The organism is Geomonas diazotrophica, from assembly GCF_018919385.1.
Taxonomy (GTDB): domain Bacteria; phylum Desulfobacterota; class Desulfuromonadia; order Geobacterales; family Geobacteraceae; genus Geomonas; species Geomonas diazotrophica.
Genome location: NZ_JAHLMF010000003.1, coordinates 113,865 through 136,296, shown reverse-complemented (window position 1 = coordinate 136,296; position 22,432 = coordinate 113,865). Strand labels below are relative to the sequence as shown.

21 protein-coding genes and 1 tRNA gene are annotated in these 22,432 nt (G+C 56.5%); 13 read left to right on the top strand and 9 right to left on the bottom strand.

The features are described 5' to 3' along the window. Positions 1-438: 438 nt before the first annotated feature. The 5 genes from KOM00_RS04180 to KOM00_RS04160 all read left to right on the top strand — a co-directional run bounded on the left by KOM00_RS04180 (position 439) and on the right by KOM00_RS04160 (position 5,834). Positions 439-936: a hypothetical protein gene (locus KOM00_RS04180; protein ID WP_216497582.1), complete on the top strand. Its 498-nt coding sequence runs from the start codon at positions 439-441 to the stop codon at positions 934-936. Between the two features lie 171 nt (positions 937-1,107). Further along, positions 1,108-3,486 carry a peptidase U32 family protein gene (locus KOM00_RS04175; RefSeq protein ID WP_216497581.1) on the top strand — a complete coding sequence of 793 codons (2,379 nt, stop codon included), beginning with the start codon at positions 1,108-1,110 and terminating at the stop codon, positions 3,484-3,486. 3 nt (positions 3,487-3,489) lie between these two features. Further along, positions 3,490-4,047, top strand: a complete 558-nt coding sequence (locus KOM00_RS04170; RefSeq protein ID WP_216497580.1) for a hypothetical protein — start codon at positions 3,490-3,492, stop codon at positions 4,045-4,047. Next, positions 4,044-4,934: an Hsp33 family molecular chaperone HslO gene (gene hslO / locus KOM00_RS04165; RefSeq protein ID WP_216497579.1), complete on the top strand. Its 891-nt coding sequence runs from the start codon at positions 4,044-4,046 to the stop codon at positions 4,932-4,934. The genes KOM00_RS04170 and hslO overlap by 4 nt, the downstream gene beginning before the upstream one ends. 219 nt (positions 4,935-5,153) lie before the next feature. Further along, complete coding sequence (locus KOM00_RS04160) at positions 5,154-5,834, top strand: cyclase family protein (protein WP_216497578.1); 681 nt, start codon at positions 5,154-5,156, stop codon at positions 5,832-5,834. A gap of 79 nt (positions 5,835-5,913) precedes the next feature. Here the strand turns inward: KOM00_RS04160 and KOM00_RS04155 are convergent, their stop codons facing one another. The 3 genes from KOM00_RS04155 to KOM00_RS04145 all read right to left on the bottom strand — a co-directional run bounded on the left by KOM00_RS04155 (position 5,914) and on the right by KOM00_RS04145 (position 8,001). Further along, on the bottom strand, positions 5,914-6,396 hold the full coding sequence (locus tag KOM00_RS04155; protein WP_216497577.1) for a hypothetical protein: 483 nt from the start codon (positions 6,394-6,396) through the stop codon (positions 5,914-5,916). Positions 6,397-6,583: 187 nt separating this feature from the next. Beyond that, positions 6,584-7,483 carry an RluA family pseudouridine synthase gene (locus tag KOM00_RS04150; protein ID WP_216497576.1) on the bottom strand — a complete coding sequence of 300 codons (900 nt, stop codon included), beginning with the start codon at positions 7,481-7,483 and terminating at the stop codon, positions 6,584-6,586. After that, a complete protein-coding gene (locus KOM00_RS04145) occupies positions 7,480-8,001 on the bottom strand; it encodes an NUDIX hydrolase (protein ID WP_216497575.1) in 522 nt (173 codons plus the stop codon). Before KOM00_RS04145 ends, KOM00_RS04150 begins: the two co-directional genes overlap by 4 nt. Before the next feature lie 195 nt (positions 8,002-8,196). Here KOM00_RS04145 and KOM00_RS04140 point away from each other — a divergent pair, with 195 nt between their 5' ends. Then, positions 8,197-8,649 carry an FKBP-type peptidyl-prolyl cis-trans isomerase gene (locus KOM00_RS04140; RefSeq protein WP_216497574.1) on the top strand — a complete coding sequence of 151 codons (453 nt, stop codon included), beginning with the start codon at positions 8,197-8,199 and terminating at the stop codon, positions 8,647-8,649. Positions 8,650-8,745: 96 nt separating this feature from the next. On the opposite strand, the gene KOM00_RS04135 is transcribed toward KOM00_RS04140, so the two are convergent. After that, a complete protein-coding gene (locus KOM00_RS04135; RefSeq protein WP_216497573.1) occupies positions 8,746-9,222 on the bottom strand; it encodes a ferritin family protein in 477 nt (158 codons plus the stop codon). 183 nt (positions 9,223-9,405) lie between these two features. On the opposite strand from KOM00_RS04135, the gene KOM00_RS04130 reads away from it, so the two are divergent. From KOM00_RS04130 to KOM00_RS04100, 7 genes are all read left to right on the top strand, one after another. Next, positions 9,406-10,290: a complex I NDUFA9 subunit family protein gene (locus tag KOM00_RS04130; RefSeq protein ID WP_216497572.1), complete on the top strand. Its 885-nt coding sequence runs from the start codon at positions 9,406-9,408 to the stop codon at positions 10,288-10,290. 208 nt (positions 10,291-10,498) lie between these two features. After that, positions 10,499-10,918 (top strand): nickel-responsive transcriptional regulator NikR, encoded by a 420-nt coding sequence (nikR, locus tag KOM00_RS04125; RefSeq protein ID WP_012531991.1) that lies wholly within the window; start codon positions 10,499-10,501, stop codon positions 10,916-10,918. Between the two features lie 164 nt (positions 10,919-11,082). After that, on the top strand, positions 11,083-11,571 hold the full coding sequence (gene tadA, locus KOM00_RS04120) for a tRNA adenosine(34) deaminase TadA (protein WP_216497571.1): 489 nt from the start codon (positions 11,083-11,085) through the stop codon (positions 11,569-11,571). A 91-nt stretch (positions 11,572-11,662) separates the two neighbouring features. Beyond that, positions 11,663-11,923 carry a hypothetical protein gene (locus KOM00_RS04115; protein ID WP_216497570.1) on the top strand — a complete coding sequence of 87 codons (261 nt, stop codon included), beginning with the start codon at positions 11,663-11,665 and terminating at the stop codon, positions 11,921-11,923. Positions 11,924-12,016: 93 nt separating this feature from the next. After that, positions 12,017-12,104: transfer RNA gene (locus tag KOM00_RS04110), tRNA-Ser, on the top strand. Between the two features lie 546 nt (positions 12,105-12,650). Then, positions 12,651-13,619 (top strand): hypothetical protein, encoded by a 969-nt coding sequence (locus tag KOM00_RS04105; protein ID WP_216497569.1) that lies wholly within the window; start codon positions 12,651-12,653, stop codon positions 13,617-13,619. A 56-nt stretch (positions 13,620-13,675) separates the two neighbouring features. Then, entirely contained in the window at positions 13,676-13,843 is a 168-nt protein-coding gene (locus KOM00_RS04100) for a hypothetical protein (protein WP_216497568.1), read from the top strand. A gap of 166 nt (positions 13,844-14,009) precedes the next feature. Here KOM00_RS04100 and KOM00_RS04095 read toward each other — a convergent pair whose 3' ends face one another. From KOM00_RS04095 to KOM00_RS04075, 5 genes are read right to left on the bottom strand one after another with little or no spacing between them, the layout of a single operon-like run. Then, complete coding sequence (locus KOM00_RS04095) at positions 14,010-17,030, bottom strand: type I restriction endonuclease subunit R (RefSeq protein WP_216497567.1); 3,021 nt, start codon at positions 17,028-17,030, stop codon at positions 14,010-14,012. Beyond that, on the bottom strand, positions 17,030-17,698 hold the full coding sequence (locus KOM00_RS04090) for a retron system putative HNH endonuclease (RefSeq protein ID WP_216497566.1): 669 nt from the start codon (positions 17,696-17,698) through the stop codon (positions 17,030-17,032). Before KOM00_RS04090 ends, KOM00_RS04095 begins: the two co-directional genes overlap by 1 nt. Further along, positions 17,695-19,071: an AAA family ATPase gene (locus KOM00_RS04085; RefSeq protein ID WP_216497565.1), complete on the bottom strand. Its 1,377-nt coding sequence runs from the start codon at positions 19,069-19,071 to the stop codon at positions 17,695-17,697. Before KOM00_RS04085 ends, KOM00_RS04090 begins: the two co-directional genes overlap by 4 nt. Further along, positions 19,068-20,261: a restriction endonuclease subunit S gene (locus tag KOM00_RS20880; protein WP_216497564.1), complete on the bottom strand. Its 1,194-nt coding sequence runs from the start codon at positions 20,259-20,261 to the stop codon at positions 19,068-19,070. The genes KOM00_RS04085 and KOM00_RS20880 overlap by 4 nt, the downstream gene beginning before the upstream one ends. Beyond that, the gene (locus KOM00_RS04075; protein ID WP_216497563.1) at positions 20,258-22,387 is read right to left on the bottom strand and encodes a type I restriction-modification system subunit M; all 2,130 of its coding nucleotides are present in this window, start codon (positions 22,385-22,387) and stop codon (positions 20,258-20,260) included. The genes KOM00_RS20880 and KOM00_RS04075 overlap by 4 nt, the downstream gene beginning before the upstream one ends. Between the last annotated feature and the right edge of the window lie 45 nt (positions 22,388-22,432).

Below are 22,432 nucleotides of genomic sequence, written 5' to 3'. Positions count from 1 at the left end.
AGCGTTCCCCTCCCGGCCGCCCCTTCTCCCCAAGTGTCAGCACCCGGCGATGACACTGTAGGGGCGAATAATTATTCGCCCAGCGCCGCTGCTTGAAGGACACGCTACCTCTGGACAAGGATGAAGGATCAGGGCGAATGATTATTCGCCCCTACGGATGGGCGGATGGACGGATGGACGGATGGACGGATGGACGGATGGACGGATGGACGGATGGACGGATGGACGGATGGACGGATGGACGGATGGACGGATGGACGGAGGGACGGAGGGACGGGTGAACGGGTGAACGGGTGAACGGGTGAACGGGTGAACGGGTGAACGGGTGAACGGGTGAACGGGTGAACGGGTGGCGGAGAGGTGGGGCTAGCGCCCTTACTGGCGCCGCATCCATTTTACGGTATGCTCTCCGGGTACTTGCACCGGAGGAGGTGACCCATGTCCGTCCTGCGCCCCTTGCTGATCCTGATGCTTGTCGTTGCCATCGCTGCCGCGCCCTCCGAGGGTGCCCGGCGCGGCGCCCCCGCCCACGACACCTCGTCCGCCAGCACACAGGAGGTGCTGAAGGACTTCGAAACCATCCTCGACCTCTGGCGCGACGGCAGGTATGACGAACTCTACCAACGCACCAGCAGCGGCAAGGACGGCAGGGAAAAGTTCGCCAACCGGCTCGCCTCCGCACCGCGCAAGCCCGCCTGCTGCTGGGAGAAGATCCAGGAGGCAAGGGTCTCGCTGAAAAGCGCCAGGAGCGCCGTCGTGCAGGCGCGACTCGGTTTCGAGGGCAGCACCCCCGGCACCGAATTCGTCACCAAGGCCGTCCATCTCAAGAAAGAGGCTTCCGGCTGGAGCATCGCCCAGTCCGAACTCTACTCTTTAGCCGACCTCTCCAGCAAAAGGCGCAGGTATAAGTACCTTCCCATCCAGCCCAAGAAGTAGCCCTCAACCCCACCCCCTATCAGCTCGCCTCTATATTAAATAGCGACGTGTGCTCCTACGCCCCTCCCCCTGGGGGGGGGTGGGAGCGGGGATTCTTTTCCTGAGTCAGACGTTTAAGTGGGATCGACCTTGCCGCTTGACCCGTGTCACCCCTTCCGGTACTCTAGGCAGATGTCATTAAAATCGAACGTCGTCCCTACCAATAAACCCGAATTGCTCTCACCCGCGGGCTCGCTGGAAGCCTTTTTCGCCGCCATGGAGAACGGCGCCGACGCGGTCTACGCCGGTTTGCGCGATTTCTCCGCGCGCGCCAAGGCGAAGAACTTCACCCTCCCCCAGATGGAGCGCATGACTACCTACGCCCATGCCCACGGCAGGAAGGTCTACGTCACCCTCAACACCCTCGTCAAGGAAAACGAACTGCCGCTGCTCGTCGATAACCTGGCCGCCCTGGAGGCGATGCGGGTGGACGGGGTGATCCTGCAGGACATGGCGGTGGCACGCCTGGCGCGGGAATTCTTCCCGGGCATCCCGCTGCACGCCTCGACGCAGATGACCATCCACAACTCGTTGGGTGTGCGCCAGCTCGAGGAGCTCGGGTTCGAACGCGTGGTGCTGGCCCGCGAGCTGCACATCGACGAGATAAAGTCGATCGTTGCGGCGAGCCGTGCCGAAATCGAGTGCTTCATCCACGGCGCCCTCTGCTTCTCCATCTCCGGCCAATGCTTCTTTTCCTCCTTTCTGGGCGGGCACAGCGGCAACCGCGGGCGCTGCGCGCAGCCCTGCCGCCGCCAGTACAAGCACAAGGGTAAGGAAGGGTACTACCTCTCCACCAACGACTTCTCCAGCATCGAGATGATCCCGCAGCTCATCGAGGCGGGTGTCCATTCCCTGAAAATTGAGGGGAGGATGAAGTCGGCGGAGTACGTTGCCAGCGTCATCGGCGCCTACCGCATGGTGCTCGACGCCGCGCCGGGTGAGCATGCGGCCAAGGTTGCCCAGGCCAAGGAGCTCCTGAAACTTTCCTTCGGGCGGGTACCGACCAAAGGCTTCCTCGCCTCGCAAAACCCGACCGACATCTCCACCCCCTCCATCAAAGGAGCCACCGGGCGCTACCTGGGCGACATCAGGGAGATCCGCGGCAACCGGATCAGCTTCGACACCCGGGACGCACTGCACGTCGGCGACCGCATCCGCGTCCAGCCCAAGAGCGACATGGCCGGTCGCGCCTTCACCATCAAGGAGCTTTACATCGGGGGCAAGAAGGTGATGAACGCCAGGGAAAACACCCTGGTATCCACCCCTTCGCCCTTCCCGTTCAAGCTGGGCGACTCGGTGTTCAAGGTCTCTTCCGAGACCGCCTTCACCATGAGCGAGAACGCCTGCCTCAGGCGCCTGGAAGGGGTGAAGGGGGGGAGCATCCCCTGCCGGCTCACCCTCTCGTACCAGGACCAGAAGCTGAAGATCGACGCCAAGGTGCTCGGCAGCGACCTCCAGACCGAGTTCGAACTGGGTGAGTTGGAACCCTCGCGCACCAGCGACATGGAAGGGGTGCTGCGCGCGCAGTTCTCCAAGAGCGGCGACACCCAGTTCACCCTGACCTCGCTGTCGGCCCCGGACTTCCCGGCGCTGATGATCCCCCCACCCGTCCTCAAGGACATCCGGCGCCGCTTCTACGCCTGGCTCTCCGAGCAGTCGCTGGGCGCGCTCAAGGACAGGAGCGCGCAGAACCGGGAGAAGGCGCTCGCCGCCCTCGTCGGCAAGCGTCCCGCCCCGTTTCGCGGCAAGGAAGAGCTGGCGGTCAAGATCGAGCACGTCAAGGAGTGGCACGAGCTGCACCGCGACCTGGTCGACACGGTGGTGCTGCCGGTCTCCAAGGCCAACCTGCACCAGTTCGGCCCGTTCGCCCGCAAGCTCAAGGGGAGCGAGCACAAGGTGGTTTGGCAGCTCCCCTTCATCATCTTCGAGGCGGAGCTCCCGTTCTACCGCGACGCGGTGCTGGGCATACTGCAAGCCGGCTTCAAGCGCTTCGAGCTCACCAACCTGTCCCATTTCCAGTTCTTCAAGGGGACCGACGCGGAGCTTAACACCGACTACCGGCTCTTCTCGCTGAACAGCCAGGCGCTGCTGTCCTGGCAGGAGCTCGGGGTGTCCCGCGCCACCCTCTACATCGAGGACGACCGGGCCAACATGGCGCAGCTTCTCTCCAGCGACCTGAAAATCGAGCGCGGGGTGCTCCTGTACGCACCGGTTCCGGTGATCACCTCGAAGATCGCCATCAAGGACATGAAGGGCGACGCGCCGCTCACCTCGGACCGGGGCGACCTGTACTCGGTGAAGGTGAAGGATCACCTGACCGTGGTGAGCGCACAGACGCCATTCGCCCTGACCCAGTACCGAAACGACCTGCGCGGGCTCGGCTGTGGCAGGTTCCTGCTCGACCTCTCCGGACTGCAGCAGCAGGAACGCGATCGGGTGCTGGAATCATTCCGCAAGGGGATTGCCGTCCCGGGCGCCTCGGAGTTCAACTTCAGTACCGGGCTGGTGTAAGACATGGGTATCATCGACAAGATCAAGGACCGCATCCAGGACCGGCTCAACGATCCCGCCTTCATGGGGCTGGTGCAGGAGCAGAGCCTCAAGGACCTCCTGCTGCGACGGGAATTCCGGATCACCCAGGAGTACCTGCAGCGCGAGTTCCTGGACAAGGCGCTCGACGATGAGCTGGTGGAATTCAAGCTCGTCATTGAGAACGGTTACTGCGACGTTTCCGGCCGACTCAAGAAACGGCTGGTCCCGTTCGCCATCCCCTTTTCCGCCAGCTTCACCCTGGAAGGAATCGAGTTCAGCGCCGCGCGCAAGTGCGTATTCCTCAGGCTCGGCCCGGTTGCGCCGCTCGACCTCGACTGGCTGACCCGGAAGGTGGTGCAGAGGATACCGTCGTTGAGCATGATGGGGGAGCTGCTGGTATGCGACCTGGGCAAGGTGCCGCGCCTGGCCGAGCTGTTCGCCCACAGGGTGAAGGGGACCAGCATCTGGGATCACATTACATTGAAAGAGCTCTGGTTTAGACAGGGTGAAATAGGAGGAAGGGTGGGGGTGGTTCTATGAGTGATTATTTGGTGCGCGCCATTGCCAAGTCCGGGAGCGTCAGGGCCCTTACCTGCGTCACCACCAGCACGGCCAGCGAAGTCTGCCGGCGCCACGGCACGCTTCCGACAGCTACCGCCGCACTGGCACGCTCTCTTACCGCGGGGGCGCTCATGGGAGCCATGCTGAAGACCGGCCAGCGGGTGGCCATGCGTTTCGAGGGTAACGGCCCCCTGAAGAAGATCGTGATCGAGGCTGACAGCGACGGCAGCGTGCGCGGCTACGTCGGCGACACCCAGGTGCACCTGCTTCGTCCCGACGGCGCCCTCGACGTCCCCAACGCCCTGGGGCGCGCGGGCTTTCTCACCGTCGCCAAGGACCTCGGGCTCAAGGAGCCCTACCGCGGCACCGTTCAGCTTTACACAAGCGGCATCGCCGAGGACCTCGCCCTGTACCTGGTGGAATCAGAGCAGATTCCGTCGGCCGTGGGCATCGCAGAGTTCATCGAACAGGACGGCGAAGTGACCGCATGCGGCGGTTTCCTGATCCAGGCCATACCGCCGGTAGATCCCCTGGTGGTGGAGGAGTTGATGAACCATATCGAGCAGCTCCCCCCCTTGAGCGAGCTGCTGCACGGGGGGAAGACACCGGAAGAGATCATGGAGCTGCTCCTGTCCGGCATGGAGTACGACATCCTGGAGAAGCGCGCCATCGGGTTTGCCTGCAGCTGCAGCAGGGAGCGCATCGAGCGGGTGCTGATCTCGATGGGGAAGAAGGAACTCAGCTCCATGCTCAAAGAGCAGCACGGCGCCGAAGTAACCTGCGAATTCTGCGGCGAGCGCTACCGCTTCAGCGAAGCCGACCTCGAGCGGCTCATCGCCGAGGTAGACGCCACTAAAACCGAATAAGACGGATCACGCGAAGACGCAAAGAAACCAAAAGATACAGGGATGAAAGGGATGAAAGGGATAAACACCAAGAAAGGTTTTATCCCCTGCATCCCCTTCATCCCTGTTTGTTTAAGAGGTTTTCGTTTGCGCCTTTGCGGCTTTGCGTGAGCGCTTCAGAGATTTGCGTTATACTTTCATCCGTGCCGCTTCACATTAAGCTGTTCCGGGAGGTGCCCCATGAGAATCCACGACATCAGCGTAGCGCTGTCACCCGATCTCCCGACCTACCCGGGGGACCCCGCCGTTAGCGTGGAGCCCTGGCAACGCATCGCCAAGGGGGACGAAGCCAACGTTTCCCGCATCACGCTGGGCAGCCACTCCGGCACCCATATCGATCCTCCCCGCCATTTCAACGACGCCGGGATCACGGTTGATGAGATCCCGCTCGACCTGCTCATCGGCCAGGCGCGGGTCGTGGAAATCCCCGGCGCCAAACAGATCGGGCGCACCGAACTTGAACCGCTGCAGTTGAAGGGAGTGGAAAGGCTGCTGATCAAGACCGGCAACTCGGAATTCTGGAAAGACAAGGAGTTTCGCAGCGACTTCGCGGCGCTGACGGTGGAAGGGGCGCACTACCTGCACCACATGAAGGTGAAGCTGGTAGCGGTCGATTATCTCTCGGTGGAACCGATGGACGGGGACGGCGAGGTGCACCGGATACTTCTGAACGGAGGCATCCCTGTGATCGAAGGGGTTAACCTCGCCGACATCCCGCCGGGAGATTACCAATTGATCTGCCTGCCGTTGAAACTAAAGGATGGGGATGGAGCGCCGGTTCGGGCGCTCCTGGTGGATAATCCTGATGCTGCGGCGCAGGGGACTTTCGACCCGCACACTAGCAGGTGGCCTCTTTCGTGAGAGGCGCAGCGTAAAAAAGGGGACTGGTTCCGTAGAGCCAGCCCCCTTCTAGTCAAGTCCCACAGGCCGAGACCGCTCTTTACAGAGCCTTCTTCTTGCAGCATTCCTTCTGGACCGGCTGGTCCGCAGGCTGCTGGTCCTGCTGCAGCTTGGCACACTTGGGGCAACCCGCTGCGGGAGCAGCCTCGGCACCCTTCAGCTTCTGGCACTTGTCGCAAGCAGGCTGCGCGGCGGCACCCTTCGCGCACTTGTCGCAACCAGGCTGCGCGGCGGCACCCTGTTTCGGGCAGTTGGCACAAGGAGTAGCTCCCCCCTGTTTCGGACAGTTGGCACAAGGGGCACCCTGGTCGGCAGCAGCCGCTTTCGGGCAGTTCGCGCAAGGAGCGGCACCCTTTTCGATGGCAGCTGCTTTGGGGCAGTTGGCGCACGGCGCCTGCTGCTGCATCTTCGCGCAGTTGCCGCAGCCCGGCTGAACCGTTTTCTGCTCATCCCCCCATACCGCCAGGGCTCCCGTCACAAGCAACACCACCGGGAACAGCACCAGTAACAACTTCTTCTTCATAATTACCCTCCGTTTTATCCCTCAAGTCGGGGCTGTGATTATTCCTGTAGGGGCGAATAATCATTCGCCCTCCTCTGTCGTCCCTTGTCCTTTCATGCCATCCAGAGCGGTTGGGGCACCGGCAGCTGGGCAAATGATTATTTGCCCCTACAGCACGTGCCCCTGCGCCCCCGGCAAAAAGGACGCGTTATTCCGTCGGCTGCCCCTGCTGCTCGAACACCCCTTCCGGCGCGGCCTCCAGGAAATCCGCGTCGGGCGACGCCACCGCCTCGATGATCTTGCCGCGTGGGCCGGTGAAGCGCATGGCCCGGCAGTGCAACATCATCCTGCTGGCGGGAATCCCCCCGTAGCTCTCGTCGCCGATGATGGGAAAGCCGGAGTGGGCCAAGTGCACGCGGATCTGGTGAGTGCGTCCGGTAAGCGGCTTCGCCTCGATGGCGGTCACCCCGCGCCCTTCACCCAAGACGTTGAACACGGTGCGCGCAGGCTTCCCCCTGTGCGACACGCCATAACGGAACTTGCTGACCCGGTCCAGCGGCGCATCCACCTTCCAGCTCTGCTGGTCCGGCGAACCCGACACCAACGCCCAGTAGGTCTTCTGCACCTTCCCTTCCTTGAGAAGGTTCGAGATCAGCGTCGCCGCCTGCTTGTGCTTGGGGAAGAACATCACGCCGCTGGTGCCGCGATCCAGGCGGTGCACTACGCGGGACGGGTCTCGCAGACCGATGCTCTTCATGTAGCACTCGACCGCGTACTCCACCGTCCCCTTCAACTGGTACGGGGTGCGCTGGCTGTTCACCCCGACCGCCTTGTACACGGCCAGGAAATCCTTATCCTCGTACAGGAGTTCGTGCTTCTGGTACACCAGGTCGATGCAGCGCTCGGCCTCCATCAGCCCCAGGGCGACCTCGTCCCCCTCCTTAACCTGACGGGAGGCGACCCGGACCAGCACCTGGTTTATGTTGCAGCCGCCCCAGTCGATCACCCGGCGGATCTCCCCCTTGGAGAGCTGGGGGAAGAGCGCCTTGGCGGCATCGTCCAGCCTGAGACCCGACTGCTCCGCGTCTATCCGTGCGGTCAGTATCATGACAGGTGCCTCCGGGCGCGCAGCAGGGCCACGATGGTCTTACCGTCGGTGATGCTGCCGTCGATCGCCATGGACAGGGCTTGGTCAAACGGGATCTTCTGACAGGAAATCTCTTCGTACGCTTCCGGTGCGGCCTCTCCCTGGGAAAGGCCGGTGGCGAGATAGAGATGCACCACCTCGTCGAAGACACCGGGCGAAGGATGGACGACACCAAGGGATACGATATTCTGCGCCACGAGCCCCGTCTCCTCCATCAATTCGCGCGCGGCGCACAGTTGCGGGTCCTCTCCGGGGGCGAGCCTCCCGGCCGGGATCTCCAGCAGGAAGTCATCCACCGCGGGACGCAGTTGCCGGATCAGCGTAACGCCGCCGTCGTCGTGCAGCGCGAGCACGCCGGCACCGCCGGGATGACGGACCACTTGGTAGGTGTGCCACCCCTGATCGCCGATGAGCACGTCCATCTGCTCGACGCCGACCACGAGGCCGTTGAAAAGCGTTGCCCTGTTCTTCGTCTCCATGAATCCCCCGAGTGTAGATACATACCATTTCCATGATGGATTTGACAAAAGATAAATTCCGAGGAAAGAAAGGCAACCGAAACGGCAAGGCGGGCGAGCGCTCGGGAGACGGCTGGAGCAATTAAACGGTGGATTATATTGCGGTCATCTGGTAATCTCTGAAGCTTGTGTTCAAAATAATGCGAGGTGAACAATATGGCACAAGCTAAAGACGGGGACCGCGTAAAGGTTCATTATACTGGGAGACTGGACGACGGCACCGTGTTCGACTCCTCCGAGTGCGGCGAGGACGATTGCGGCTGCGGCCACGGTCCGCTGGAATTCATCATCGGCTCCGGCCAGGTCATTCCGGGTTTTGATGCGGGGGTGAAAGGGCTTATCGTCGGCGAATCCAAAACCATCCACATCCCCGTGGACGAAGCGTATGGCGACAGGATGGAAGAGATGGTGGCGGTGGTTCCGCGCGGCGACCTCCCCCCGGAGATTAACCCGGAAGTCGGGCAGCAGTTGGAAGTAACCCAGGAGGACGGCCAGGTCTTCAACGTACTGGTGACCGAGGTGACCAACGAAACCATCACCATCGACGCAAACCATCCGCTCGCAGGCCAGGCGCTCAACTTTGATCTGAAGCTTGTCGAGATCCTCTAAAAAAGGTTCCGACGCTGACAATTGAGACAACAAAAAATCCCCTCCCGGAAAGGAGGGGATTTTTTTGTATCCCGGTGCGGCGCGGAAAGACCCGACCTAGTTCTCGGTCATGAAGTGCTGCTCGTACAGGTCTTCCAGTTCCTGGAGATGGCGGGACTCGTCCGCCAGCATTTTCTTGAAAAGGACTGCCATGGGAGCGCCCTCGCAGCCGCGGGACATCCGGTCGTAGAAGTCGATGGAGCCCTTCTCGAGGTGGATGGCGTAGGCCATGGCGTCACGTGCGGTCGAATCGGGGCGGAGCTCCTTTTTCGGCAGGACGTAGTCGAGGTTCATGGTGGGAACGGGCCGGTGCAGCCCCTCTCCCCCTTTCATCTCACCTTCGACCAGCGCCTTCTCCAACTGGTGCTTGTGCTCCAGCTCGTCGAACGCGGCTTCCTTGATGATCTGGCGGGCCGCCTTGTCCTTCACGATGCGGAGGGCGGCAAGATAAGCGCGGAATCCCTCGTTCTCCATCTGGGCGGCCATTTCGATCGCTGCTTCAAATGTGTAACAGACATCACCTTGCTCAGCCATGGCGGGTCTCCTCTAGTCTTTGTTGTGAAAGGCTTTTTAACACAAGAAGGCCCTGAACACAAGATTTTGTATACACTTCGTTCGCTAAATGGCGATTCGAGTAACACCTGCTACACTATCGGCTGTTGTTACTATTCCGAGACCGGGGTTGAAGGCTGGGAAATAGATGCGTTGGAGGCGCGTATGTTGATCTTTTTGGCAGGCGGCACGGGGTTCGTGGGAGGGCATGTAAGAGAGGCACTTTTGGCCCGCGGGCACAGCTTGAGGCTGTTGGTGCACCGCAGAAGCCTGGGGAGCGTCGAGCCCGACGTCGAGGAAATCGTGGGTGACGTCACCCGGCCGGAAACCTTCGAAGAAGCGGTGGCCGGCTGCGATGCCACCATCAACCTGGTCGGGATCATCAGGGAGTTTTCCGGCCGCGGGGTCACCTTTCAGCGCCTGCACGTGGAGGCGACCGGGAACATCCTGGCCGCCGCGAAAAAAGGCAAAGTCCGGCGCCACCTGCAGATGTCCGCGCTGGGAACCAGTGCCGACAGCACCGCCCGCTACTTCAAAAGCAAGTACCAGGCGGAGGAACAGGTGCGCCGGTCAGGGCTCGACTACACCATCTTCCGTCCCTCCATCATCTTCGGCCCCAAGGATGACTTCATCAACATGCTGGCCGGCTACATGCGCACCTTCCCCGCCATGCCGGTGATCGGCGATGGAGAGTACCAACTACAGCCCATCTCCGCCGACGACGTGGCCCGCTGCTTTGTCGACTCGCTCGAAAAGCCGGAGACCATTGGGCAGGAGTACGACCTCTGCGGGCCCGACCGTTACACCTACAACGAGCTTCTCGACATCATCGGCCGGGTCCTGGGGAAAAGCCACGTCGCCAAGATCAGGAATCCGCTGTCGCTCATGCGGCTGGTCGTTCCCTTCTTCGAGGGTTTTTCCTTCTTCCCCATCACCTCCGATCAGATCGCCATGCTGGTGGAGGGCAGCACCTGCGACGGAAGTTGGCGCAGGACCTTCCATTTCGAGCCCGTCAACTTCGAGGCCGGCATCCGCAGTTACCTCAAATAGTCAAAGACCAATTGCACGCAAAGCCGCCAAGGCGCAGAGAAAGAGACAAATCCGATGTCTTACCATCTCTGCGTCTTTCCGTTTTGCGCCTCCGGTAGTTGCGCCTTTGGGTGGGCTTGCCCACCGAAGCGCGTAGCGCGAAGGTGGGTTTTGACTCTCCTTTGTCTTTCACGTATAGTAAGGCACTTTTTCTCAAGGAGAGCCATGCATGGGAGAGACAGTAAGATTCGGCATTTCCATGGACGACCAGTTGCTGGAGAGCTTCGACCGGCTCATCGAACAGAAGGGGTACGCCAACCGCTCCGAGGCGATCCGCGACCTGATCAGGGCGGCCCAGGTTGAGCTCGATTGGGAAGAAGGTGAAAAAGAAGGGGTCGGCACCGTCACGCTGGTCTACAATCACCATGTGCGCGACCTTTCCGACAAGCTGACCGAGCACCAGCACGCCCACCACGACCAGATCATCTCCGCGCTGCACGTCCACCTGGACGCCCATAACTGCCTCGAAGTCCTGGTGGTGCGCGGCAAGGCCCGCGACGTACGCCGCATCGCCGACGAACTTATCGGCGTGAAGGGGGTCAAGCACGGCAAACTCGTCATGACCACCACCGGCGAGGGACTGCATTAACGGCCAAGGCGTTCTACGTTCAAAACCGGCGCCGGCCTTCACCCTTTTCTCCATGCCAGCATCACCGCCCCCGCCTGTAGGCCGAGGCCCTTCAGTGGGCGCAGCAGAACTGGAGGGGGGGAGCAGGGAAGGCGAGTGCCGTTGGATCTATTAAAGAAGGAACGATGAAGAAAGACGACCACTACTGGATGGGAAAAGCGATCGACCAGGCAAGAAAAGCCGAATCGATAGGCGAGGTGCCGATCGGTGCCGTGATAGTGAAAGACGACGTGGTGATCGCGCGGGGGCACAACCTGCGCGAAAGCAAGCAGGACCCCTCCGCACACGCCGAGATGATCGCCATACGCAAGGCCGCCAGAAAGCTTGCCAGTTGGCGACTCACCGGCGCCACCCTTTACGTTACCCTCGAGCCCTGCACCATGTGCATGGGAGCCATAATCCTCTCGCGCCTGGACCGCGTCGTCTTCGGAAGCTACGACCCCAAAGGGGGAGCGGCGGGGTCATTGTTTGACTTCTCCGATGACAAGCGGCTGAACCACAGCGTCGTCCTCACCCCCGGCGTGCGCGGCGAGGAAACCTCCAGCATGCTTTCCAGTTTTTTCGCAAACTTACGGGCACAGAAAAAGCAGGAGAGAAAGCCCCTCAACAGCTGAGAAAAAAAGAGGAAAAAAGCCCTAAACCTTTTCCGAGCTTAAGCCGAAATTTAGGACAACCAATCTTTTTCAACGGCTTTGAGAGGGGCCTATGCAAATTGAAGAAATAACCCCCAACGCCATCATGGCGACGCACCACGAGATCACCCGGCTGGCCGCCTATACCGAGGAGCTGCTGCAGGGGACCATAGCATCGGAAGATCATTCGCGCCACAAGCTCACCGCCGTGCTCAGGGTGTACAGCGAGCTCGGCCTCATTTGGCGCATCCTGTCAGAGATAGACACCAGGGGCGTCCTGACCAAGACACAGCGGCAATTTCTGCAGGATTTTTATGCGGGCCTTACCTACTGACCTCGGGGAGCCACAACAGGGTTGAATTTCTCTTTCGAATGAGGTATATCTTTCTGCTCCGAGGAGCGCCGCTCCTTTGACAACAGCATATCCGGAGAGATGTCCGAGTGGTCGATGGTGCCTGACTCGAAATCAGGTGTACCGAAAGGTACCTAGGGTTCGAATCCCTATCTCTCCGCCATTAAAAAACAAAGGGTTACAGCTAAAGAAGCCGTAACCCTTTGTTGCATCTTGAGCCCCATGCAACCCCTAGTGCAACCCTTAGTATCTGGCTAACGGTGAAATGGAGTGAATTCAAAAAGACCTGGTGCCCAGCAGCAAGAATCCCCCCTCTTACTTCTTGGCTATCTCGTATTAGCGTTCCACCAGACTTTATGAAAGCCACCCTAAAATTTCGCAACGCATAGGTCGTCGGTTCGATCCCGACCGTCTCCACCAATAAAAACAGGCCGTTGCGTTAAAGACAGCAGCCTCCTTATCTTTTAAGTGAACTTTGGAGTGAGCTTTTGCCAAAAACGATCACCTTCGGCAAGAAATAAGTTTGTTCCTAGAGGTGCGGTTTTTTGGCCCTCAGGAGTGCTTTATTTAGTTTTTATTGGACTAAATGAATAAAAAAGTGTAAACGTAGCCGCGAGAACCCTAATCCTGCCGTGCATTGACTAAACCCGCACATGTGCCATCACCCCAAGGGGTAGAGATGGCATGGTTCTGTTGAGCGGTGAGCTAGGTGACTTGGCAGTTTACTGCCATTACCGGGGAAAATATGCCTTTTAAATTCAACGAGTTCCTGAGCAAGCATCAAAGCTACTTGGCGTTAACAAGCTTAGTAGCTGATATCATTGCGATAGTCACAGTGTGGTTCTCTGTTAATGCAGAAGGTCAAATCGGTCCATCTGCCGGTGTATTAATCTTGGCTCTTGTCAATACTGCAATAGTGATTGTAGCTTATCTTGCAATAAGGGATAGCCAAAAGTATTTTGACCAGTACAAAAATATAGATTCAACAATATTCAGCAAAGACAAGGAGATATCCGATCTAAAAAACAAAATGGATGACATGTTTGATGATCGCATCAAAGTTGCTAGAATAGTTCATAACATTGGCCATGAATATCGTCAGGAAATGCTTAGAACCTCAAGCAATGGCCAACTTTCGAAGGAGCAATTTGAAGAAGTTAAGAGTTCATTCAAGCAATTCATGCTATTTTGCATGACTAATATTAAAGAATTATTTGACATCATGACCAAGGATGATTGTTCAGTCTGTATAAAGGTCGTAATTAACGATTCGGAGGTTAAAACGTTCATTCGAGATCCTGTTTCTTATAGGATTCGAAAAGATGCCGATGCTCGTTTACCTGTTTTCCCGATCCACGGGAACTCCGCATTTGATATGCTTACAGGCGTAAATCCTAAAAATTATTACCTTTCCAACAGCCTAAACCAAGAAGACGAATACACTAATTTAAACAAGAATTGGAAAAAAAGTTACAACGCCTCTCTGGTTGTGCCGATAAGGATCTCATATAAAGAGGAAAACGGAGCTGAGTACCGAGTTATCGGGTTTCTCTGTGTTGACAACATGAAAGGCGGGTTTGACCACGATATCTGCCTAAATTACTTAGCGACCATCGGCGACCTTTTCTTCAACATATTTGAATCATATGGCAAATTAGAAGTCGCACCATCAGCATAATTCGGTTGCAAACCAGAAAAAGGTGTGCTATAAAGCGTCGCTTAAGGAGACTCGACATGACGAAGGTTAAAATTGGCTTAATCGTCAAAAAAGAGTTTGGACAATCCGATCCACCAGAAGTGATTTCGGAAGCTATCAAACCCACTGAAGATTCGAAACGACGGCTGGACGATCCTGAAACTCATAAAAGATTTGTCGCTAACTTGTTCGCATTAGTTGCTTGAACCGGTTGATGTAATTTGTCGACTTACGTGCACCCCCACGCCACAAAGGCTGTGGGGGTTTTTTTGTATAATTATGTGCATCCGGAACCTACAATTCACGCCTTATTCTTCAGTTTGCGCCTCGCTTGAGGCGCTTTTGCAATGGTCCATAGTTGGAAAACCCGATTCAACTTCCCTTCAAACCGCTAAACCGCTCATAAACCTGACTTCCCAACCATTTCGAAACCAGTCCCTGCAGCTCCGGCTTGCTCATATAATCGGTAAAGACCTCCTCGTTAAGCTCCATGCGCTCGATAAATAGCGATTCCAGCACCTGGCGGAAAACGAGCTGGAACTTGTCAAGAGAGTTTACTTCGGCCGCCATGCGCAGGGTCTCGTTCTGGCTCGCTGCCTCGGCGATCTGATCAAAGAAGAGTTGATCCGCCTCGGTCAATTCACCGCCGAAGCGTTCGTTGATGAGGTCGATCAGTCGCGACAGGGGTACATTTTCTTCATGCACCACGCCGGTACCGACCTCGTGCGGCCCATCTAGCGGCTTTGCATAGCCTTCTTGAAGATTGATCGAGCCTTCACTGATCTTCTGCAACCGGTAGTAATCAAGCTCCACCTCTTCATCGAACTGGTAGTCCGGGCCGCTCTTGCGCTTAGGCAGCTTCAAGGCCAAGTGCCGTAGATAGGTAAACAGCTTCTCCAGATCGCTATCCTGATAAGGAATCACCTGACTCAAAAAACTGTAGAGGTTACGAAAGGCTTGTATTTTGCCGCGCCACAACTCGGCCTCTTCTTCCTCATCGTTTTGAAGGTGCGCAAACCGCGCAACCGCTTTATCTAGGATAGCATTCATGTTCTTGTGGTCGGCGGGGCTTTGCCGCCGCTTTGGCGCAAAGAAGATGTGGGCAAACTCGTTCACTTCGGAATCGAGATAGATGCCCGAAGCGTCCAGTCCAGCCTTGACCTCATAGAGCCGATCCGGGTCGACCTCTTCTCCCATCTCCGAACCTTCATAATACTGGCGGAAGGCTTCCTGAATCTCGTCTGGGTTATTCACGAAGTCCAGAACGAAGGTATCGTCCTTGAGCGGATGGGTCCGGTTAAGTCGCGACAGAGTCTGCACCACCTGGATGCCCGCCAACCGCTTGTCCACATACATGGTGTGCAGCAAGGGTTGATCAAATCCGGTCTGGTATTTTTCGGCCACCAGCAACACGCGGTATTCCGGATTGGCAAAGGTGTCCGGCAATTCCTTTTCCTTTAGCCCGTCGTTCATCTCCACTTCGGTATAGGTCTTCTCCGGCACCTTGTCGTCTTCCACCGTACCGGAAAACGCCACTAGGCTCTTGATGGGATACCCCTTCTCCTGGATGTAACGATCAAATTCCTGCTTGTATCGCACCGCCTCCAGTCGTGAACCGGTCACCACCATCGCCTTGGCGTGACCACCTATTTTGTGGCGGGTGTGCTGCTGGAAATGCTCGACCATTACCTCGGTTTTCTGACCGATATTGTGCGGGTGCAGGCGCATAAAACGCGCCAGCGCACGTGCCGCCGTCTTACGTTCGACGTTGGGGTCGTCTTCAGCTTTTTTGATCAACTTGTAATAGGTCTTGTAGGTTACATAGTTTTTCAGCACATCCTCGATGAAGCCTTCCTCGATGGCCTGCCGCATGGTGTAACGGTGGAAGGGCTCACCGCCCCGACCGAAAATCGCAAGGGTCTTGTGCTTGGGTGTGGCGGTGAAGGCAAAGAAACTTATATTTGGCTGGCGGCCACGCTTGGCCATGGCCCGAAACAGCCGTTCCAGCTCGACTTCGCCTTCTTCCTCAGCCAACTCCTGGGCTTTTTTGTGCAGTTCCGCGCCGCCCAGTACCCCCTTGAGTTCAGTAGCCGTCTCGCCCGACTGGGAGCTGTGCGCCTCGTCGATTATCACCGCGTATTTGCGGGTTGGCAGATAGCTTTTTCCCACGTCACCACGCTCCTCAGCCAATTTCAGCAATTGACTTGAGACAAAGGGAAACTTCTGCAATGTGGTTATTATAATCGGAACACCCGATTCCAGCGCCTCGGCGAGTTGGCGAGAATCCTCATCGATCTTCTGCACCACCCCCTGGCGGTGATCAAACTGGAAGATGGTATTCTGCAACTGCCGGTCGAGAACTACCCGGTCGGTGATCACCACTACGCTGTCAAAGATACGCTCATCCTGTACGTTGTGCAGCGAGGAAAGCCTGTGTGCGAGCCAGCCGATGGTGTTGCTCTTGCCGCTGCCCGCAGAGTGTTCAACCAGGTAGTTGTGCCCAACACCTTCGCTGCTCGCGGCTGCGACCATCCGCCGCACAGCCTGTAACTGGTGGTAGCGCGGAAAGATCATTGCTTCCTTGCGCACCTTTTTACCTTCAACTGTAACTTTTTCCTGCACATCAAGATGGAGGAAACGCGCCATCAGGTCGAGGAGGCTGTCGCGGCAAAGCACCTCTTCCCACAAGTAGGCGGTTTTGTAGTTGCGGCCCGCCGGGTCCGGCTCGTTGCCCGCACCGCCATGATCGCCCCTATTGAACGGTAGAAAATGGGTGCCAGTTCCAGCGAGACGGGTAGTCATGTGCGCCTCTTCGGTATCAACCGCGAAATGCACCAAGGTGCGCTTGGTGAACTGGAATACCAGCTCGCGCGGGTCGCGATCGTGGCGGTATTGATGGATGGCGCTGGCGGCCGTCTGGCCGGAGAGGGGATTTTTCAGCTCCAGCGTCGCCAGGGGGATGCCGTTGACTGAGAGCACCACATCCAGTGATTTTTCGTTCATCGGGCTGAAATGCAGCTGCCGCGTCAGGCCCAGCCGGTTGGCCCGGTAGCGCGCCTCCAGCTCGGGATTGAGTCCATGGGCTGGGCGGAAAAAGGCGATGCGCAAGGTCTTACCGAAACACTTGAAGCCGTGGCGCAGGGTGGCTAGCACACCGTGGGTATCCATCCACTTGCACATCGACTGCAAAACCCGTTCACCGGTTTCGTCCCCGTGCAGGGCTTCCAGCTTCTCCCAGCTTTTTGTCTGCGTATTTTGGATGAAGGCGAGTGCCTCGGCGGGAAATAACGCCCGTTTACGGTCAAAGCCACTAGAGGGGAGTTTGGCATAGCCGTCGGCCAGCAACGCCGCCTCAATGGCGGTTTCGAAAGCGGCTTCGCTGGTTTGTTTCATTACTCCCCTCCTTGTTCGATGAACTTTGGCAACAACTGCTTCAGCACAAAGCAGAACTCTTGCAACCGGCCATTCCCATTAAACTCATCAACACGTGCCAAGGCTGTTCTGGCATCGGCAATTGACAGTGGCTTTGCACGAGTCCGGGCACCAAAACCAAAAAAACCGTCGATTCGTGACTTTCTGAGCTGCCGTAATCCCTCTTTATCGAGTCCAAGGATTTTGATCGTTTCAGTGGCACCTTGGTGATCACCAGGGTTTGGATATACATGACCACTCCAGGTAAATCGAAACCGGCGTTCACACTCTTCTGAAAGAGGAGATACAAAAAGAGCTTCATTCCACCATCCCGCCTTAACTGGTGCGCCATACCCGAACGCGGTGTCCCCACCGTCTGCCGGAAAGCAGGCGACGACGTTGCGGTATTCCACGTCTTCGGATCCAACACACTGGTTTTGCGGCTTCAAATGTTCAACATGCGATGATGCAGCGTCAATAGCCCTGCCCGTATATGCGCAAATCCCGCCTTGCTCCTCAAGCAGTTTGTCCTTGAGCGCCTGATGGGCCTCGGTTCCTAGCATATCTTCGTAAGCATGGTTGAGGTCTTTATTGTCATTACGCCACTTTGTTAGTTGTTGCGGCGCGTGCGTCTTTACGATTCTTCTCATCCTTGCCCCAATATTTCAAATCGATCAAGCAGCGCAAAGGCCTCTTGCAAATCAGGAAAATCCCCAATTTCCGAACGGATCGCCTCGGCTAGAGTGCGTGCATCTCCGTATTTTCCTTCGTCAATCGCGTCATAAATCTGGGAAATTTTTTGTTCTGTCTCATAATCTCGGGCAGGGACACCCATGATGTTCTGCAAGACCCAACTGCTGTCCATGCCAAACGCCTGAGTAACCGGAGTCAAAACAACTTTTCCAGACTCGTCGTGGCTTAATAACCGCAGTTTTTCCGCTTTGACTTGGCCTATCACTTGGGGGGAGTGTGTTGTAATGACAAATTGGCAGTTCTTGAAAACTTCCCGAAGCCTTCTGATAGCATAGCGTTGCCACTTCGGGTGCAGGTGTAATTCGATTTCGTCGATCAGCACCAGCGCCACGCCTTCGGCGATGGGATTGTCGCTCTCAGGGTTAGCGATGGCTAGACGGCGGGTCAAATCGAAGACAAGTGCCAGTAGGCCGCGCTCGCCATCGGAGAGCTGGTCCAGGAAAAACGTCATGCCGTTTTTCTGTACGCTGAATCGGGCTGGGCGCTCCGAGTGCAGCCTAAGACCACTTACATCTTGCAAAAACGTGCTGATTGCCGCTTCAAGCTGCTGAGACATCTGGGCTAGGCGTTTGGGATGACTGCCTTCCGACAATGCACGGTACCAGTTTGCAAAGTCATTCAAGGAAACTTCCAGCTGTTCCAACGCCTTGCTGTACGCCATGGCGATCTCGATTGCCTTGGTTTTGGGCAGAGTAAGCGGCAGGCGGGTCAGAAAGCGGGAGGTCGAATAAAAGACAGCGAACGGCTGCGCGCCTTCCGCCTTCAACGAGGCGACAACATCCTCAGGGCTATCATCTGAATCGGTTGACAGGATTCTCACCGTGGGAACGTCCTCCACAGGTGCCAGTTGACATTCAATCAGGCGGATTTCATTCTCGATGTCACGTTCTTCCTTCGACCCTTTCTTTGTTTCCCGAGTCGCAAATCTCAATTCATCCCGCCGCTTCGTCAGCAACTCTGCATCCGACGTGCTTATACCTGCCACTCTTGCGATGTCCACATGAACATTGGCTTTGGGACAATGCAATACGACAGACACAGCCAGGCTCTCCTTGCCGGTCTTGATATCCGTGTCGGCAAGACCAATGGTGCTTTCCTTTGACGGTGTCATCCTTGGTAGGGCAAAGGACATGGCCTTAACGACCGCACCCAAAAGCGCCGACTTTCCAACACCATTCACACCGGCGATAACGGTCACATCAGGTTCGCACCTGAGATCAATTTGATCAAAGCCTCTAAAATTCGCGAGGGTTACGCTCTCCAGTTTCATTCGGTCATCTCCTCGATAGGAATCTGGCCAGTGACGACGGCGGTAATTAGCGCGGCGCGGCGTTCTTTGAGCAGTTGAATAGACATATCTATCTCTTCGCTGACCCCATCGATATATGCAATTTCTTTATTTAAGAAAGAAACTATGGCTTTTTGCTCGGAAAGAGGTGGCGACGGATACCGAATATTCCTTAGTTTTTCCGCAGGAAGGTGTTGTATCGTGGCCGCCAAAGCTTGGGATGAAAAAACGCATAGGCTCACTAGTGCCCGCATTACAAAGATAAAAAATGATGCATCGTCGTTACCATTCAAAGAGCGCAGTCGGTGCAATGCTTTTTGATAGTAACATTCACCAATTTCGCCGTTCCAAATTGCAGAACGCCCGATTTCACCACCCTCACAAACTAAAATATCTCCAGGTTTGAGAGAGTACCTAATACGACTTTCGTCATCGAAATCCATTACCGGAAGATTCAAAACATTAATCACACCCCATTGGACATCGGCATTTCTCAGATATGATGCGAGATGAGTTCCCTTGATTTTCTTCTCATCAAGCATCTTTCCTAGCTGAACTTCAAAACGTGCATAAACAGGTGGAATACCCCAATGCGCCGGGATATCCCCTAGCCAGTTAAGTCCGGAGGATTTGAAGGGGGCGTCGGGGTTGAGGCCGCGGGTTACGGCGCGGATGATGAGGGAGGCCCGCTTTTCTTCGAGCAGGGCCAACATCCGATTTTTTTCCGCCACCAGCGCATCGATGCGCGCGGTCTCGCGGTCAAGGTAGTTGGCGATGAGAACTTGGTTTGCTGCATCAGGCCAGAGAACTCGTTGTTCATAGACCGATTCTCTGTTCAACCCAGGTACAGCAGCTTCTTGCGAACCTTCGTCCAAACGAAGTGTTTGCAGTGCCCAATACAGCCATCGCAAATTTGAACTTGTCTGTCGGTAATCAATAAAGAAAGTCGTGTCAGAGGCAAAGCAGCCATTAGGAGCCCAGTTAACTTTCCCATAGGATCCTTTTCGTCCCACAACTATTGCCGGAGCTTCGGTATTTCTTGTAACTGTTGTAGAATACTGCCCGTTCGAGCCAAAAACGGGAATGTCCCCTGAATTGTCTTCATCTTTTGGTAGTGCATCACCATAGCCAAGGCGGCAGATGAATTTGAGGCGAGCTGTATCCCTTGTCACTCCGTAACCTCCCGCAACAGTGATGTAATCCGCCTTTCCACCTCCTCTAGGTCGCTATCTATATCGTTCAACGAGCGCGGTGGTTGGTACTGGAAGAATTCACGGTTAAAGTTCACCTCATAGCCCACCTTGCCGATGCCACCGTCCTGCTCGTCCAGGGTCTCGCGGTCGATCCAGGCGTCCCCTACGTATGGCCGCACCTCACGCAACACGTAGCTGACGATGTCTTCCTTGAGGGGTATGTTCTCATAGTCCTTCAGTGCCGGGTCAGGTTCGTACTCTATATGCTTCCTTTTACCGTCGGGCTTCAAGCCAAGCAGGGCGTGAAGCTCATCGTGCTTGAGGTCGGGCAGAGTCTGGCCAGGAAACAATGCTTCAATCTCCAAAGGCACCATTTTGTGTTGTTTGATGATGACTGGTGCGGCCTGGGAGTCGACTACAGTGAAGACATCGCGGAATAGTTTTTTCTGCGCCGTTCCCTTTGCCCCTGGTGCCCAACCGTCCACATCACCGGGCAGAGCCTTGACGATCTTCTGAATCTCCATCCAGAGTTTATTCCAGTCGTAGTACGGTTCATTGCCCAGCGCCTCTTCAATTGCCAGCACAGCGTCGAGCAGATCCGGGCAGGTGTCTAGGTAGCGATCCTTTGCCTCCTGAGTGATCTGGAAGCGCAGCCGCAGCGGTCGCAGGATGGTTACACGTCGGTACCCGAAATCGGCGTTGTCAAAAACCTTGCTGTTTTTGGAATCAGTCAACGCTCCGTGCGCGCGGGTAATATCATCGATAGCAGCCTCGTCAAGAAAGCGGCGCTTGTTGCCAAGGCTGCGTTTCATGGGCGTCCAAAGGTCGCGGGCGTCGATCAGCTGAATCTTGCCCCTGCGGTGTTTTTCCTTGCGGTTGCTCAGCACCCAGACGAAGGTGCCTATACCGGTGTTGTAGAACATCTGCTCGGGCAGGGCGACGATGGCTTCGAGCCAGTCGTGACAAATAATCCAGCGACGGATTTCGCTCTCGCCGCTCCCCGCTCCACCGGTGAATAGTGGCGATCCGTTGAAGACTATGGCGACCCGTGAGCCAGGCTTGTCTCGGTGGTCCTTCTGCCACGGCTGGTACTTGGAAATCATATGGAGCAGAAAGAGCAGCGCGCCGTCGTTGACTCGGGGCAGCTTCCCGCGGTAACCGCGAAAGTCTGGCCAGTCATCGATTTCTTTCTTTTCGCCTTTCCAGTCCACGCCAAAAGGGGGATTGGCCAGCAGGTAGTCGAAACGCATTCCGTCGAACTGGTCATTGGTCAAGGTATTGCCGTACTCAATGCGACTGTCGCGGTGTCCCTTAATCAAAAGGTCGGAAGCGGCGACGGCGTATGAGCGAGGGTTGTAGTCTTGGCCATAGACCTTTACTGTGGCGTGCTCGTTGTGAGCACGGATCCAATTCTGGCTTTCGGCCAGCATGCCGCCTGTGCCACAGGCTGGGTCGCAGATGGTGACTATGACGCCTTTTTGAGTCAGCACTTTTGTGTCTGGCTCCAGCAGTAGATTGACCATCAAGCGAATGACCTCGCGCGGAGTAAAGTGGTCACCAGCCGTCTCATTGGCCGCCTCGTTGAAGCGCCGGATCAGGTCTTCGAACAATAGCCCCATGGTGATGTTGTCGACACGTCGAGGATGCAGGTCTATCTCAGCAAATTGGGCGATGACCTGATAGAGGCGATTGGCTTCTTCTAGCTTTTCGATTTCCTTTTCGAACTCGAAACGATCGAAAATTTTCTGGATATTTTCGGAAAAGCCACGAATGTAGTCCATGAGGTGACGACCAATGTAATCCGGATCCCCCTTGAGTTTGCGAAAATCGAGCTGGCTGTGGTTGTGGAAGCCGAGCGGTTTGCCATCATCATCCTTTGCCAGTTCATTGAGTATCCGGTCAACCAGCTGCGGGTCCTTGTCCTTCAGCGTTTCGTAACGCTTCAGCACCGTTTCTTTAGTCGGAGCAAGCACCTCGTCAAAACGGCGCAAAACCGTCAAAGGCAGCATTACTCGTTCATACTGAGGCTGCCGGTACGGCCCTCGTAGCAAATCCGCAACGGACCAGATAAAATTTGCGAGTTGCTGAAAGTTGCCTGGGGTCATGTTTCATCCTTGTTTTCGAAATTAAGTTTTGCCGCTGCGAGTTTC